This is a genomic window from Streptomyces hygroscopicus subsp. hygroscopicus (assembly GCF_001553455.1).
Taxonomy (GTDB): Bacteria; Actinomycetota; Actinomycetes; order Streptomycetales; family Streptomycetaceae; genus Streptomyces; species Streptomyces hygroscopicus.
Genome location: NZ_BBOX01000116.1, coordinates 46,919 through 61,659, shown reverse-complemented (window position 1 = coordinate 61,659; position 14,741 = coordinate 46,919). Strand labels below are relative to the sequence as shown.

The following is a 14,741-nucleotide window of genomic DNA, read 5'->3' as shown; positions in this document are numbered from 1 at the left end:
AGGAGTCAGTAGGGACCGGTTCAGGACAGTTAGCATCGGCGATGGTCGTGGTCGTGCCGACTGCGGCCGATAGGGTGTTCAGCGTGAGTGACGATACGCAACGGGTGGCCGCCGCCTGGGGGCGGATCGAAACGTGGCTGCGTGACCACGCTGTTGCTTCGGCCGCTTTGCTGCGCCCTCCGGCTGGTGACACCGACATCGCGGCAGCAGAGGTGGCCATAGGAGTGGAGTTCCCGGTGGCGCTCGCGGCTTGGTATCGGGTCCATGACGGTTTCGACGAGGGCCATGGTTCTGGGCTCTTGCCGTCCGGCATGAGGATGTTGCCGCTCGCTGACCTGGTGGATGAGTACCGGATACGTACGCGGGACTGGGAGCGAGAGGCCGGCAGTCTGCCCTTCGCCCGGACGGCTGGGGACACCTGGTCCGGCTGGTATGTGGACGCGCGTAGGGGCGAGCCCTCCTACGGCGACCTGGGCCACTGGTCGGTCGACAATGGAGACGATCTGTACCCGTTGGGGCGGGGTGGTTGGCCACTGGTGGACTGGCTGGACGAGATTGCTGCGGCGCTGGAGGAGGGCCGGTGTCTGCACCGGCCGGATGGAATGGACGACAGGCACGACTGGCCGGTACTGACCCGGAGCCAGGGACTGACCTGGATTGACCCCAGGGATCCACGGCTGTTCCCCGACGGGATGCTCAAACTCGACGGTCCCCGTTAGGACTGGTGGGCCAGGAGCGCTCGGGTCCTTGGACCACCAGCTGGTGCCGCATCAGGCAACGTGGGCGGTCTGCGACGATGGCTCCATGGACGAGGAAGTCATTCCCATTCTTCGCGTCGAGGACGCTGCGGCAGCGGTTGCCTGGTATGAGCGACTGGGCTTCGCTAAACAGTGGGAACACCGCTTCGGACCGGGACTTCCCGCGTTCGTCGAGGTCGCCCGGGGCGGGGTGCGGTTGTTCTTGTCGGAGCACAAGGGCGACGCCCGCCCCGACACATTGATCTACCTTCGCATCCGTGATGTCGAGGCCATCGCCGGTGAGTTCGGGGTGCAGGCGAAGGACGCTCCGTGGGCGCGTGAGGTTGAGCTGCGCGACCCTGACGGCAACCGGCTCCGGATCGGCACGCCGACGGAATGACACGTGTCGGCAGCGCGCGGCGGTGAAGCTGTGCTGGTGGCTGAGCGAGTACGCGTCCGCGAGTTCGATGACGACGAGGGAAAGCGCCTGCTGCGGATCATCCGTAGACGCAGCGGGTCGGTCGTGACCTGGCGGCGGGCACGGATGGTGCTGCTGTCCGTGCAGGGCATGCCAGTGGCGAAGATCGCTGGGGTGACATTCACCAGCGCGGACCGAAGGCAGGACGTGAACCACACTTCAGCGGCGACGCCTTCGAGGCGCTCTACCCGAAGTGCGGGGGCGGTCGGCCCAGAACCTTCGCCTCCCGAAACGCCGGGAGATTCAGAAGATCGCCAAGTCCAAGCCGGCCGAGCACGACCTGCCGTTTTCGACCTGGAGCCTGGCCAAGCTGGCCGACATCCTGGCCGCCGAGGGGGTGGTCGACGACATCAGCCACGAGGGCCTGCGCAGCCTGCTCCGCGAGGAGGGCGTGTCCTTCCCACGCGTGAAGGCCTGGAAGACCTCCCGCGGCCCTGACTACGCCGCCAAGAAGGCCCGTGTCGAGCATCTCTACCCGATCGCCGAAGGCGAGGTCATACCCGAGGACGGCGAACCCGAAGTCGTCTTATCTCCCGACGAGTTCGAGCCGCTCAACCTCCAGCCCCCGCCCCAGGCGGCAGTGGACCGAGCGCGGCGGACGGCACAAGGACCCCGACCGGGAACCCCGCCCCCGCAGACGGGCGGCCTACACCCGCCCGCGCGTGGTCCGCCACCTGTGCGCCGCCTACGACCTCGCCCGGGACAAGCCGCACTGCCACACCAAGCCGAAGAAGAACCGGACGAGGTTCCTTCAGTCCTGCCGCTACCTGCGCAGCCTCTACTCGCCCAAGATCCGCATCGCGATCGTGCTCGATCACTTCTCCCCGCATCGGCCTGTTCCGGGCAGGCCGTGCAGCGGGCCGGCAACGGCACCGCGGGCGTTCAGGTGTTGTGGCCCCCGCCACCTTATGATCGCGGGGCGTTCTCGTACGGCCGGCCGCCGGCGGGCACCGGCCGGCCGTCAGGTCCGTCGCGCCACGCCCCGGCGCCGGTGGCGTCGGCGACCAACTGGGCGAAGAAGCGCGGCTCGCGGCCCAGCGCGGTCTGCACGCCGTCGGACAGGTGGCTGTCCATGTCGCGCCGGATCGGGCCGACGACGTCGGCGAAGTCCTCCGCGTCGGCCTTGGCCAGCCCTCGGCGACCAGTTCGGCGACGAAGTCCCCGGGCGAGAGGGCACGTAACGCACCGTACGACCGGTGGCCTCGGAGATGAGAGGCCACCGCCTCGCCGATGGTCACCGCGCTCGGCCCGGAGGGCTCGTAGGTCTTGCCCGTATGCGTGGCGAGCGCGGCGACCGCGACCGCTGCGATGTCCTCGGCGTCCACGAAGCTCGCTGCGCCGTCGCCGGCGGGCAGGCGGAGTTCACCAGCCGTGATCGCGTCCCGGAAGAGCCCCTCGCTGAAGTTCTGCGCGAACCAGGCCGAGCGCACGATCGTCCACTCCAGCCCGAGGTGTGCGCGGCGTCCTCGCCGTCGCTGTGCGTCTTGCCCGCGATGCTGTCCTCGCTGGCGTAGCCGGCCGCCGAGCATCAGCAGCCCATCACCGGTGACCGTGCTCAGAGAGCGGGTGGGTCCTCAGCTCGATGAGCGATGCCTTGGGTTGAGGCGGACTGCTGCCCGGGGGCCCATCGAGTCGCAGTCTTGATCGCTGCCGAGCCCCTGGCTAACTTGACCGCCGTGACTGACCTCAGACCCCTCGCCTGGCCACCTGCCCCGATAAAGACCGAGCGGCTGATACTCCGCGAGTCCGAGGCCCGGGACCGCGCAGCGGTCATCGAGCTGAACGCCTCGCCAGAGGTGGGAACCTACCTCGGTGGTCCTCGACCACGTGCGGAGCTCGAACGCACGGTGCCCGAGGTGCCCGGGCGACGCCCTGGCTTCTTCGCGGTCGAGCTCGATGGAACGACGATCGGCACAATCCAGCTCGACCCGCAAGACCCCGAGCGTCCGGGTAACCGCCTCGAGGCAGGGGAGACCGAGCTCGGCTACCTGTTCCTGCCGGAGGTGTGGGGATACGGGTACGCCACTGAGGCGTGCACGGCGGCACTCGACTGGTTTGCCGACGCGCTTCCCGGCGAGCCAGTGGTGCTCTACACCCAGACCGCTAACGTCCGCTCGATGCGCCTCGCGGCGAAGCTCGGGTTCAGCGAACTGGAGCGATTCAAGGCGTACGGCGCCGAGCAGTGGTTCGGTGTGCTGCATAAGATCCCTGGATGGCAATCAGCAGCTACCTCTTGCAAGGACCGCGAGTGGCCATCCGCCACGTCTGTCGCCAGGACTACGACGAGCTGACGGTGCTGGCTCAAGACAGCGCCGACATGCTCCAGCGCTGGCTGGGCGCCGGGGACAGCACGGAGGCAGCGTTCGAAAGCCGTCTTGAGCGGTTCGAGCAGCCCACGCACGAAGGCTTCGTGATCTGCTTGCGCAGCACCGGCGCCATTGTTGGCGGGGTCAACATCAACAACATCGTCCGAGGCACACTCCAGAGCGGAACTCTGGGCTACACCGCGTACGCCTCCACGACCGGCCACGGCTACATGACCGAAGGGCTTGGGCTCCTCATCCAGCACGCCTTCGGGGAACTGGGACTGCACCGGCTGGAAGCCAACATCCAGCCCGACAACACGCCCTCACTGGCCCTCGTCAAGCGCTTGAGCTTCGAGCGCGAGGGCTATTCGACCGCGTTCCAGTTCATCAACGGTGAATGGCGAGACCACGAGCGCTGGGCCATCACCGCGGAGACCGCAGGGAAGGACACACAGCCTGCTGGGTGAAGACTCAGGTCTGCAGATGATCAGCACGGTGCTTCCACGCTTGCCAGGCCGCCTTCAGTCCCAGGGCGAGGGGCAGCAGGCCGAGGTAGGGGGTCGCAGATTCGGGCAGGAAGGTGGCGCCGAACGCGGCGGCGACCACCACGGCGAGGATGGCGGCGAAGCCGAGGTACTGGCCGATGACGATCCGGCGGGCAAAGCCGGGGGGTCCGGCGCCCTGGGCAAAGAACAGGGGCAGGATCAGGATGTCGTCGATGTGGGACCTGAGGGACGAGCTCGTGGTGCGGTGCCCGGTGTGCGGGACACGGTTGGCGCTCGAGGGTCCCGGCCCTTTGATCAAGGCCGGGACCCTTACGGACCGGGGAGATTACAACTGCACGATCCGGCCGGAGTTGGCCTTGTAATTGGAGCCCACGCTCGCACAGTAGGCGTACGACCAGGAGCCATTACTCGCAGTTGCGCCTCGCACCGTGGAACCGTTGGTGCACGTCGCCTGGGCGTAGTACGTACCACTGGAGCACTTGCCGCCGAAGGTGCGGGCGTCGTTCCAGGTCTGGCAGGCGGCCGGTCCTGCGGTGGCTGTTCCGGCCCCTGCCACGACACCTGAACCAGCCAGCAGCGCCGCTGCGAATCCTGCAACCAGTGTGCGCCTCATCTTTCCTCCCGTTTCTGGTGCGCTCGTCAAATTGCGCAAGCAACCACGATGCGGGATCGCCAAGAGAGGGGCTAGCAAAGATACGGACAATCCGGATACATCCAGGCGATCATGTATATATGAAAACGATCAGGGTCATTGAAACCGGCAACGGGGGGTGTCAGGGCAGCTTGCCGTGGTTGTCCGGTCTTCACTTGCGGCGAAGTCGTCGCTGCTCAGCGCGTAAACGGTGCACGGGCGGCCCAGGATGTTGTCCTCCCGCAGAGGGGTGAATCCCGGGCGGCGGGCCACTGCGGTGGAGGGGGTATTGCCGTGGTGGATCATGGCCGTGATCTGCCCGAGCCCGAGCGTGCCGAAGCCCCATGCGAGGACGGCACGCGCTGCTTCCGTGGCGATGCGTTGTTCGAGCTGGTAGATGCTGTCCTGTGCGGTGACGGGCCGGTGAGGTCGCTTGCCGAGCTGTCGCTGGTGGACGAACACCGCCGCGGCCACGGTGGGCTCTACGCCGCTGTCGCGCATGGCCGCCTTGATGCCGATCGACTGCGCCGGGCCCTGGCCACGACGCCACTGCCGCGGGCTGCCGACGGTCGGCTGGTCCTGGCCATCGACGTCACCTGCTGGCTGCGGCCCGACGCCCACACCTCACCGGAACGCATCCTGTGCCACACCTACGGACGCGGCAAAGACCAGCACATCCCCATCCCCGGCTGGCCCTACTCGATCATCTGCGCGCTCGAATCCGGCCGCAGCTCGTGGACCGCGCCTCTGGACGCGCTCCGCCTGGCACCCAGGGACGACACCGCCACCGTCACCGCCCGACTGCTACGCAACCTGCTCAAGCGGCTGATCACAGCAGGACAGTGGCAGGCCGGTGCCCCGGACGTCCTCGTCATCTCGGATGCCGGATACGACGCACCCCGCCTCGCGTTCCTGCTGAGGGACCTGCCGGTGCAAGTGCTGGCCCGGATGCGCTCGGACCGAGTCCTGCGCCGGGCCGCCCCGCCCCGCCGGCCCCACATCCTGGGCCGCCCGCCCCGGCACGGAGACGAGTTCGTCTTCGGCCAGCCCGCCACCTGGGGCACCCCGGACACCGAAACCGTCACCGACACGCGGCTCTACGGCACCGCCACCGCACGCTCCTGGGACCGGCTCCATCCCAAGCTGACCCACCGTTCCTCCTGGGCCGCGGCCGACGGCTCCCTCCCCATCGTCGAGGGAACCGTGATCCGCCTGGACATCGACCACCTGCCCAGCGGCGCCACCCCGAAGCCGGTCTGGCTGTGGTGGTCAGGCACCGAGGCCACCTGCGCAGACGCCGACCGCCTCTGGCAGGCATAGTTGCGACGTTTCGACATCGAGCACACCTTCCGCCTCTTCAAACAGACCCTCGGCTGGACCTCCCCGAAGATCCGCACCCCACAGGCAGCCGCCCGCTGGACATGGCTGACCCTCGCCGCCTACACCCAACTACGGCTCGCCCGACCCCTCGCAACCGACCTGCGACGGCCCTGGGAGAGGCCAACCCCGCCGAACAGACTCACCCCCGCCCGTGTCCGCCGGGACTTTCGGCACATCCGCCCGACAGTCACCTGCCCAGCCCAAGCACCGAAACCCTCCCACCCGGGCCCCGGACGGCCATCAGGTCGAAAGAACACCCGGCCCACCCCACGCCACGACGTGTACACCCCCCACAAAACACCGCCAACGAAACAGCGGACGAAGAAGCCAACCACCCCTCGACCCTGCCGCACAGATTAAAGATCAAGCTAGTGGGCCGAGAACGACGAACACAGCTGCACCTGTTTGAGGCCCTTCCTCAACTGGGCCATACAGAGCCACCATTGCCGACGCTCCCTCTCCATACCCGCGATGAAGGCCACCCGACGAGCCGCGCTGAGCCAGGACGGGCGCCTGGACGCCCTGGGACGGCTGCTGGCCGGCACACAGATATCGACGCCCCTCCGCGTCGCCGGCGTCATCGTGCTCCTCTACGCACAGCCCTTGTCCAGAGTCGTCCGGCTCACCGTCGACGATGTGCTCCGCAAGGGAGACGCCGTACTTCTACGGCTCGGGGAACCGGCCTCACCCGTCCCCGCGCCGGTCGACTCCCTGGTGCTGGAGCACATCGCGAACCGCGACAACATGGACACAGCCACCAACCCGGCATCCCGCTGGCTCTTCCCCGGCCGCCGGGCAGGCCAGCCGTTCCGCCCCGACCACCTGTCCGCGCTCCTCAACAAGGTAGGCGTCCCAGCCGCAGCCGCCTGCGGCGCCGCCATCCGGCAACAACTCCTGGAGATGCCCGCCCCGTCATCGCAGACGCTCTTGGCTACCACGACAAGACCACCACCCGAATCCTCAGAGAGACCGGCGGGACGTGGAGCCGGTACGCCTCAGGAGGCCACCTACAGTCACCATCCGGCTGGACCGCGCAGAGTCCTGGCGCTGGGGCGCGACCGGGGTCTGCCGAGTGAAATCCCCTCGCTCCACAAGGGCAAGGCAGGTGATACTCCGCCCCATGAACGAGATCATCTTACGAACTGCTGAGCCCGATGAGGCGGGAGTGCTCACGGCGCTGACACGGCGGTCGAAGGGGCACTGGGGTTATCCACAGGCGATGCTGGACCGGATGGCGGAAATGCTGTCGGTCAGCTCCGCCACCGTTCGTGACGGGCACGTCGTTGTCGCGGAGTGGAACGGTGTGGTGGCGGGCTATTACCAGATCACAGGCGAACCTCCGCACGGCGAGCTGGCAGACCTGTTCCTCGAACCTGAGGCGATCGGCACCGGGCTGGGGCGGACGCTCTGGGAACACGCCATCGCCTCGGCCCGCAGCGCGGGCTTTCACACCCTGACCCTGGAATCCGACCCCCACGCCGAAGGGTTCTACCTGCGTATGGGAGCCGAGCGCATCGGCGAACGAGAGGTCGCCCCAGGCCGGGTACTCCCAGTCTTGAGGGTCACCATCCACACGACATGACGGCTCCGGGCGGGGGTGGGACCAGTGCTTCACGCTCTCGCCGAGCTGATCAACGACCTCGGCATCCTCACTCCCGGACTCATCGCGACCATCCGTCAGCATCTCCAGGAGAGCCGCCCCGTTGTCGCACGCGAATGCCCTGCCGGAGGTTACCTACGGTCACCATCCAGGCGGGCTCCATGGAGAACTGGCGACAGTTGATTAGGCCCCAATACCGAGGGCCGGTCTTCCCTCGCGACCGCGAGGAGGCCATCGAGGGCGCGCGCTCACTGGAGCGCCGCCGACGGACCGGGCGGTGCGTTCGCCGCGGCCGGCTACGTGCTGCCCGTCACCCGCTGGCTCGCCGTCCCCGCCGTCCCCGCCGACCCGGCGCCCGCACCGGCCCCTGCGGACCCCGCCGAGTACGCGAGCAGCGGTCCCGGCCTGCTGATCGGCGCGGAGGACCTGAAGGAGGTGACGGACGCGGCCGAGCAGGCCCGTGTGTGGGACGCCCAGTTCGGGGGCGCCAACTGGCGGCTGAGCCCGATCCGGCGCTGCCTGAACGAACGGGCCCTCCCGCTGCTCGACGCCGGGACAGCGCGGCCGCCCAGCAGCATTTCGTGCAGGCTCTGCGCCTGGCCCGCGCCGGCGGCGACATCGAGATGGGCGCCTACGTCCTGACCACCATGGCCCTGCACACCATTCTGGAGGGCGCACCGGACCAGGCCCTCGACATGGCCCAGGGGGTCTTCCACCGCGGCCGCCGCCACGCGTCCCGCCGGGTCCAGGCCTTCGCCAACTGGCCGAGGCCCGCGCGCTCGCCCGGATGGGGGACGCGACCGAGGCGAGCACTGCCCTGAACCGGGCGGAATCCTGGCTCGCCAAGATCAACCCCGGCGTCCGAGACGCCCCGCGGCTCTCCTACGTCACCCCCGGCCGCCTGGCCGCGGACGCCACCGAGATCTTCCGCGACCTGCGCAAGCCCAAGACCGCCCTCGGCTGGAGCCGCCAAGCAGGAGATCTGTCCGACGCCCACCAGACGCGCGCCGTGGGCCTTCGCATGGCCGTCGCCGCCACGGCTGCCTGCCAGATGCGCGACCTCGACCAGGCACTCGACCACGGCGACCGGGCGCTGGCGCTCCTGCAGCTGGTGGCGTCGACCCGTGCCCGGACCTATCTCGAGGACCTGGCCGCAGCCCTCGAGCCATGGGCGACCGAGCCCCAAGCGAACGCCTTCCTGCAACGCCTGCAGGAGCGCGAGTTGACCACTGAGGCGGGAGGCGGCGCGCTGAACGCACCACCGCACACTGAACCGTCCGGCCAGCGCGCGGACGCGGCCCGAGGCCCGCCGCCAGCGCCGGACGGGCAGGACGGCCCCCGCGCCACCTGGCCCATAGATTCGACGTCTACCCGAAGGAACACCGCCTTGCGCGGCATCAAGCCCTCCTCGCACCTCGCGAAAGAGCCAGCCCCTATGACACACGCCACCTCCCTGCCCTCGGACCTGCACCAGTGGGTCACCCGTCACGTCGCCGGCATGGACACCGCCGCCGTGACGGACGCCTCCTGGCCGCGCGGCGACTCCCGCGTCTGGCGCGTTCGCGCGGACCACGGCGAGGCATTCATCAAGCTGTACCCCTCCCTCGAGAAGTACGAGCGCGAGGTGAAGGGGTGCGAGCACGCGGCGCGGGCGCTCGCTGACACCGAGGCGCCGCACCTGCTGGCCGGTGACCCGGAACGGTCGGCGGTTGTCCTCTCCGCGCTCCCAGGTCGCGTCGTGCGCGGACTGCCGCTGGAACAGACAGAGGAACAGCATGTGCACCGGCTTGCCGGTGACCTGCTGCGCCGCTGGCACGACACCCCGGAACCCATCGACGACCGCGAGCACCAGCGCATCATGGCGTCGGTGACCGCGCAGGCCGACGAGGCCGCCGTGACCCTGGAACGCCTCGGCGACCAGCTCTCCCCCGCCGAACAGGACCTCGTCCGGGACGCAGCCCACGACCTGCCCGACCTCGCCCGGCCCACTTCCGCTGGCTTACCGTCACGGCGACTACTCCCCCCGCAACTGGCTCTGGGACGAGGCAGCGGGGCATCACAGCCTGATCGACTTCGAGGAGTCCGCGCCGGGTATCGCGGTCGAGGACCTCGTCTGGCTGTGCGGCGCCGCGTGGCCCATCCGACCCGACCTGCGTGCCGCCTTTCTCACCGGATACGGCCGGCCGCTGTCGTCGACCGAGCAGCGCGCGCTCGTCCTGCTCACTGCCCGCCTGGGCGTTTCCTACCTCAGCACCGGCCTGACCAAGACCGACACCGTCCTCATCGACCGCGGCCACACCGTTCTTCAGCACTTGGTACGCGCCCCCGCTGACACGCCCGCCCCGGGCGCCGCACCACCGCCCGGGGCCCGTCGTCTCCCCGCCCACCACCACGTCCGGAGACGCGCCTGATACTTGCCCAAGAGATCGGCCCTCATCAGCCCTTACCTTCCTGCTCGAAGCCCGCCGAGCAGGACAGCGCCCCCTCGGTCGGGCCCGGCCCGGCGCAAGCCGCCCGCCTGGACGTCGGTATCGACGATGTCCGTGCGCTCATGACGATCGTCTGCACCCGGGCCGGTGTCCCCGGCGGAGGGATCGGCCGTGTCGTGGAGCACTGCCTCGACGGCGAACTACGAGGGAAGCCGTCGTACGGCCTGGCCAAGTTCGCCTTCGAGTCGCAGCTCTTCTCCCAGCGCGTCGGCCCGCCCCGCATCAAGCACGAGCGCGGCACCATGGCGGTCGTGGACGCCAAGACGGGTTGCTCTGCGCCGACTTCGCCGTCCGCTTCGCCGTCTGCAAGGCGCGCCGGGGTGTGGGCCTCGTCGGCATGGTCAACTGCCAGCGCCACGGCATCCATGCATCATGGAGTGAATAGATCGCCGAGCGGGGTCTTGTCGGCCTGGTGGCTAACACCTCGCGCCCGGAGACCACGGTGCACGGCGCCCGGACCCCCTTCCTCGGCGTCAACCCGGTCAGCTTCGCCTTTCCGACCAGCGACGGAACGGTCAGCGCGGACATGCCGACCACGCTGGCCCCCACGGGCGTGCTCTGGGAGGCGCGGCGCTCCCGCTCTCCGCTGCCCCGGGCTGCTTCGTCGACGAGCACGGCACGTTCACTGACGACCCCGACGCCGCCCGTGCGGCGATGGTCTTCGGCGAGCACCGCGGCTTCGTCCTCTCCCTGCTCATCCAGGTCCTCACCGGCTCGCTCTTCGGCTTCCCCATGAGAGATCCGTGTTGCCGCACGGTATCTGCCGAAGGCCGGCGCCAGAACGTACGGTGCCGGCCTTCGCATGCGTGCCCAGGCGTGGAAGAGTGCGTCGGCCAGGACGGGGGAACCTGGCCGACGCCGGACTGTGGGGTGCGGGCTGCCGGCGGTGGCGGTCGCCTTCGCGGCGAAAGGCACCGTGGGGCTTCAGCCGAACGATCTTCCCCACAGGCGGTAGGTGAGGCCCGGGGACACTGTCCACCGGTCGGCACCCGCGAATACTCCAACCAGCACCGATCCCCGGACATTCCCGCACCAGGAACCGGTCAGCCAAAGGAGAAAGCCCCTGGCTGTCGGCCTTCAGGTGCCCGCAGGACCCCTGCCGGATGGTCGCATTGACGACCTCTTCGAGCAGATCCGACGGACCGGGCCCGCGTCCCGGTGGGGAGCGGGCCCGGTGCGCGGTTGGGGTGGTGGTCAGTCGGCGAAGTTGGCGCCGAAGTTCGGTGTGCCGGTGGTGGAGACTCCCGATGAGCTCGGCGAGATGGAGCGGGCTCCGGTCGTGGTGATCTTTGTGCCGCTGGAGGGCAGGTACGTCACCGCGCCGTTGCCGGAGTTCTCCCAGGAGCTGACCAGCAGGTCGGCCTTGCCGTCGCCGGTGACGTCGTCGAGCTTGGTGTCGAGGCCGAACCCGTCGTACTTCTCGTCGTCGCCGGGCACGCCCGCGGTGCTCTGTGCGAAGTACTGGGCGCCGGAGCCGGTGTTCAGGCCGCTCGCGGAACCGTACAGGACGGTGACCGCGCCGGTGTCGGCGACGCCGTTCAGGTCCTCGCCCGCGGCGCTGATGACGATGTCCTGGTAGTGGTCGCCGTTGATGTCGCCCAGGTCGAGCTCGTAGCCGAACCGGTCGTTCTTCTCCGAGCCGCCGGGGACGTTGCCGGTGTTCTGGGTGATGCCCGTGGTCGAGCCGGGGCCCCTGTTGGAGCCGTAGGTGATGTTGACTTTGCCGCCCAGGGCGGAGTCCGGGATGGTCGTGCCGTCGTCCGTCGTATTGTTCCAGGAGGCGCCGCTGACGATGTCGCCGAAGCCGTCACCGTTGACGTCGCCGATGGCCGTGATGACGCCGGGCTTGAGGGTCTGCGCTGAGGAGGTGCTGAGGCCGCTCGCGGTGCCCGGCACGTAGTAGTTGGTGTTCCAGCCCCAGTCGGTCCGCGTCTCGAAGCCGTCGACCACGAGGTCGGTGCGGCTGTCGCCGTTGACGTCACCGGCGGTGAGGTTCAGCGGGCCCCGGGCGCTGCCACCGGACTGGATCGGGGGCTTGATCGTGTAGCGGCCGCCGGCGGTGCCGGAGGTGCTGATGCCGCCCTTGTAGACGTAGACGGTGCTGGAGGTGTTGCCGACGGCCAGATCGTCCTTCCCGTCGCCGTCGAAGTCGCCGGCGGCCAGGTTCTTGCCCCAGGAGTCGTGCGACGACGGGGCCGGGTCCGCGATCGTGACACCGGTGCCGGTAATGCCTGAGGCCGAGCCCCACAGCACGGCGAGGGTGCCGCCGTCGATGTCGCCGCCCACGTCCTCGCCGGCCGCGGCCACGGCGATGTCGTCGTAACCGTCGCTGTTGAAGTCACCGTAGGCGCTCTCCCCGCCGAAGGCGTCCTGGGCCTCCGCGGTGCCGGGGACGCCGGCGCTGTTCTGGCTGAGCACCGTCCGCTTGGCGGACGACACACCGGTGGAGGTGCCGTAGAGCACCACGAGCCGGCCCGCGGTGTCCTTGCCGTTCACATAAGCGCCGGCGGCCGAGAAGGCGACGTCGCCGATGCCGTCGCCGTCGAAGTCGGCGCGCGGAACCGTCGTCGAGTCCGCCGCCATGGCCGACGCCGCCGATAACGTGAGCGCACCGCCCGTCAGTGAGGCCACGACGGCCGTCGCGAGAGCGATACGAAGGTGCTTGTGCACGCGGGGTTCTCCTGCAGCATGCGGGGGATACCTTGGCAGGTATCCGCAGTCAATGGGTGGCATTCCGCCCGCGTTCGCCGGCAGGCAGCCACGGCTTCGCGAGGCGGTTGCCGATCAGGAGACCCGCGATGGAGCCCAAGGGTTGTATGTGTGATGGCGTCCGCGCACCCTCCGGAGTGAATCTTCGCGTCGTGCCACCACGTCGCACGGCCGCGGGGTCTATCTCTGTCATGTGATCAGCACTGTGATGCGTGCCGCCGGGGCCGCAGCCCTGACCTGTCGTCCCGTGACGATGGTGACATCGGCCTCCGCCACCCCCAGCATCACGCGCGCCCTCATTGACTGTCCTGATGGCTGGGGTATGTATCCATCCGGAGATCAACTTCGTGGGTCAGCCGTGGGTACGGCGTGCCGTGGACGGCAGTGTGAATGATCTGCCCACCGCGATCCGCCACCGCGGCAGCGCGATCAGGAACAACTCCGACCGCACCGCCCGCGTCCACGAGAAGCGCAATTTCGCCGGTCGATGGGTGTGCGTGCCCCGCAGCGGCGGCTCCATCCACGACCTGCGTTCCTACAACCTGAAACGGCCAGACCCGCTCACTGAAGATCAACCGCAACGACTGCGGCTGAGACATGCCGGCCGGTCACCGGAACGCAACCGGGCTCATGCTGATGGTCCAGGCCGAGCCAGTAGTCGACTGGCGCGCGCTCAGGAAGGGATCAGCGTGGTGATGCCGGTGCCGGTGCCGGCGTACGGCTCAGGATCAAGCCCAGCTTGTCCGGCCGAGCGCCGCGCATAGGCGCTCGTGGTCGGTGATGGGCGCCAGATGGGCGGCGTCTTCGATGGTCAGGACCCGGGCCCCGCGCCGTAGCGCCGTATTCGCCGCGTCGGCGAAGAAGGGTGACGCTCCGAACCTTATGTACGTCGCCGGCAGGTGAGGATGGCCGGGGACGGGGCCAGGCAGGGGCTCCTCGTGGGTGGCGCGGCTCATCGGCCGGGCCCTGGCGGTCACCCACTTCAGGTCGGCCGGGGTGAGCCCCATGGTCTCGAAGCCGAAGGGCGGGATCAGCCATGCCTCCCGCTCCGGTCGCAAGGCGGCAGCGGCATCACACGCATCGCGCAGAACAGGTTGGAGATCGAAGGCGGACTGGCCCGGCGAGGGAAGGTACGCGTCCAGATACACGAGTTGCCGGATGCGGTGCGGTCGCTCGTGTCCTGCGCCGGTGATGACCATGCCTCCGTAGCTGTGGCCCACGAGGACCACGTTGGTGAGATCGTGCCTGTCGATCAGAGCGACGACCTCGGCGATGTGGGTGCTCAGTCCGACGCCGGGTGCGGCCGGGGCGAGTGAGGGGCACAGGACGGTGTGACCGGACGCCCGCAGCACGGGGGCGACCCGCTCCCACGCCCAGCCGCCGAGCCACGAACCGTGCACGAGAACGAAGGTGGCCATCATCCCTCCCGCTCGGCGCTGGCCGCCCAGGAGGAACGGATGTCCCGCAGAATCCACTTCAGACGGTCGTCGGGGATCAGGAAACCGCCGACTCCGGAGGAGAACAGCACGTCGTACACGCGCTGCGACACCTCGGTGCGCGCCTGGGCCAGGAAGAGGGTGTAGCCGTGCCGGGAGTCGAGGGCGCTGAAGTCCAGCTGGGTGCGCAGCCCCGCGAAGTGCCAGCCCGGCACGGTCCGGCCGAGCGGGAGGAACCGGTCGAGCAGCCCCCGCTGGTCCAACAGTTCCACGCTGGGCGGGTGCAGGCTCAGCGCCCGCGAATGGCGCTGCGGTTCGGTGCGGCGCTCCAGGACCCGGGTCCGTACGCCGGCCAGTGCCAGCTCGCAGGCGAGCACCAGTCCGGTCGGGCCCGCGCCCACGACGGTCACATCGGTGTGCACCGGAGATGTCCTCCTCTATTTACTGAACACCGTTCACGTGAACGGTG

General features: G+C 69.1%; 15 protein-coding genes and 4 pseudogenes. 12 read left to right on the top strand and 7 right to left on the bottom strand.

Features of this window, described 5'->3' with window-relative positions; translation table 11 throughout:
• Positions 1–83: 83 nt before the first annotated feature.
• The 3 genes and pseudogenes from AXW62_RS13155 to AXW62_RS46925 form a co-directional block, all read left to right on the top strand.
• A complete protein-coding gene (locus AXW62_RS13155; protein WP_107406281.1) occupies positions 84–719 on the top strand; it encodes an SMI1/KNR4 family protein in 636 nt (211 codons plus the stop codon).
• Between the two features lie 85 nt (positions 720–804).
• Positions 805–1,137: a glyoxalase superfamily protein gene (locus AXW62_RS13150; protein WP_060944705.1), complete on the top strand. Its 333-nt coding sequence runs from the start codon at positions 805–807 to the stop codon at positions 1,135–1,137.
• 36 nt (positions 1,138–1,173) lie between these two features.
• Positions 1,174–2,045 (top strand): annotated as a pseudogene (locus tag AXW62_RS46925) (transposase); the annotation flags it as partial.
• A gap of 76 nt (positions 2,046–2,121) precedes the next feature.
• Here the strand turns inward: AXW62_RS46925 and AXW62_RS44815 are convergent.
• Complete coding sequence (locus AXW62_RS44815; protein WP_174556387.1) at positions 2,122–2,289, bottom strand: hypothetical protein; 168 nt, start codon at positions 2,287–2,289, stop codon at positions 2,122–2,124.
• Between the two features lie 602 nt (positions 2,290–2,891).
• Here AXW62_RS44815 and AXW62_RS13140 point away from each other — a divergent pair.
• Entirely contained in the window at positions 2,892–3,506 is a 615-nt protein-coding gene (locus AXW62_RS13140; protein ID WP_079115609.1) for a GNAT family N-acetyltransferase, read from the top strand.
• Positions 3,428–3,988, top strand: a complete 561-nt coding sequence (locus tag AXW62_RS13135; RefSeq protein WP_060944682.1) for a GNAT family N-acetyltransferase — start codon at positions 3,428–3,430, stop codon at positions 3,986–3,988. The genes AXW62_RS13140 and AXW62_RS13135 overlap by 79 nt, the downstream gene beginning before the upstream one ends.
• 4 nt (positions 3,989–3,992) lie before the next feature.
• Here the strand turns inward: AXW62_RS13135 and AXW62_RS13130 are convergent, their stop codons facing one another.
• The 3 genes from AXW62_RS13130 to AXW62_RS13125 form a co-directional block, all read right to left on the bottom strand.
• Positions 3,993–4,325 (bottom strand): cadmium resistance transporter, encoded by a 333-nt coding sequence (locus tag AXW62_RS13130; RefSeq protein WP_252368588.1) that lies wholly within the window; start codon positions 4,323–4,325, stop codon positions 3,993–3,995.
• 27 nt (positions 4,326–4,352) lie between these two features.
• Entirely contained in the window at positions 4,353–4,583 is a 231-nt protein-coding gene (locus AXW62_RS43900) for a hypothetical protein (protein WP_159060869.1), read from the bottom strand.
• A 192-nt stretch (positions 4,584–4,775) separates the two neighbouring features.
• Positions 4,776–5,132, bottom strand: a complete 357-nt coding sequence (locus tag AXW62_RS13125; RefSeq protein ID WP_289306002.1) for a GNAT family N-acetyltransferase — start codon at positions 5,130–5,132, stop codon at positions 4,776–4,778.
• On the opposite strand from AXW62_RS13125, the pseudogene AXW62_RS13120 reads away from it, so the two are divergent.
• The 6 genes and pseudogenes from AXW62_RS13120 to AXW62_RS45735 all read left to right on the top strand — a co-directional run bounded on the left by AXW62_RS13120 (position 5,040) and on the right by AXW62_RS45735 (position 10,863).
• Positions 5,040–6,398, top strand: a pseudogene (locus AXW62_RS13120) (NF041680 family putative transposase). The gene AXW62_RS13125 and the pseudogene AXW62_RS13120 overlap by 93 nt on opposite strands.
• Before the next feature lie 760 nt (positions 6,399–7,158).
• Entirely contained in the window at positions 7,159–7,620 is a 462-nt protein-coding gene (locus tag AXW62_RS13110) for a GNAT family N-acetyltransferase (RefSeq protein WP_060944680.1), read from the top strand.
• 599 nt (positions 7,621–8,219) lie between these two features.
• Positions 8,220–8,459, top strand: coding sequence for a hypothetical protein (locus AXW62_RS45745; RefSeq protein WP_252368587.1), 240 nt, complete (start codon positions 8,220–8,222; stop codon positions 8,457–8,459).
• Positions 8,426–8,785, top strand: a pseudogene (locus tag AXW62_RS47545) (NsdA family TPR-like regulatory protein); the annotation flags it as partial. The gene AXW62_RS45745 and the pseudogene AXW62_RS47545, both read left to right, overlap by 34 nt.
• Positions 8,786–9,632: 847 nt before the next feature.
• Positions 9,633–10,049: a phosphotransferase gene (locus AXW62_RS45740; RefSeq protein ID WP_252368593.1), complete on the top strand. Its 417-nt coding sequence runs from the start codon at positions 9,633–9,635 to the stop codon at positions 10,047–10,049.
• 490 nt (positions 10,050–10,539) lie between these two features.
• Positions 10,540–10,863, top strand: coding sequence for a hypothetical protein (locus AXW62_RS45735; protein ID WP_306305053.1), 324 nt, complete (start codon positions 10,540–10,542; stop codon positions 10,861–10,863).
• A gap of 458 nt (positions 10,864–11,321) precedes the next feature.
• Here AXW62_RS45735 and AXW62_RS13095 read toward each other — a convergent pair whose 3' ends face one another.
• A complete protein-coding gene (locus AXW62_RS13095; protein ID WP_060944678.1) occupies positions 11,322–12,797 on the bottom strand; it encodes an integrin alpha in 1,476 nt (491 codons plus the stop codon).
• Positions 12,798–13,147: 350 nt separating this feature from the next.
• Here AXW62_RS13095 and AXW62_RS47095 point away from each other — a divergent pair, with 350 nt between their 5' ends.
• Positions 13,148–13,600, top strand: coding sequence for a peptidase inhibitor family I36 protein (locus AXW62_RS47095; protein WP_338918895.1), 453 nt, complete (start codon positions 13,148–13,150; stop codon positions 13,598–13,600).
• On the opposite strand, the gene AXW62_RS13090 is transcribed toward AXW62_RS47095, so the two are convergent.
• Together AXW62_RS13090 and AXW62_RS13085 are read right to left on the bottom strand one after the other, a co-directional pair.
• The gene (locus tag AXW62_RS13090; RefSeq protein ID WP_060944677.1) at positions 13,565–14,254 is read right to left on the bottom strand and encodes an alpha/beta fold hydrolase; all 690 of its coding nucleotides are present in this window, start codon (positions 14,252–14,254) and stop codon (positions 13,565–13,567) included. The genes AXW62_RS47095 and AXW62_RS13090 overlap by 36 nt on opposite strands.
• A 131-nt stretch (positions 14,255–14,385) precedes the next feature.
• Positions 14,386–14,694 (bottom strand): annotated as a pseudogene (locus AXW62_RS13085) (FAD-dependent monooxygenase); the annotation flags it as partial.
• Positions 14,695–14,741 lie beyond the last annotated feature (47 nt).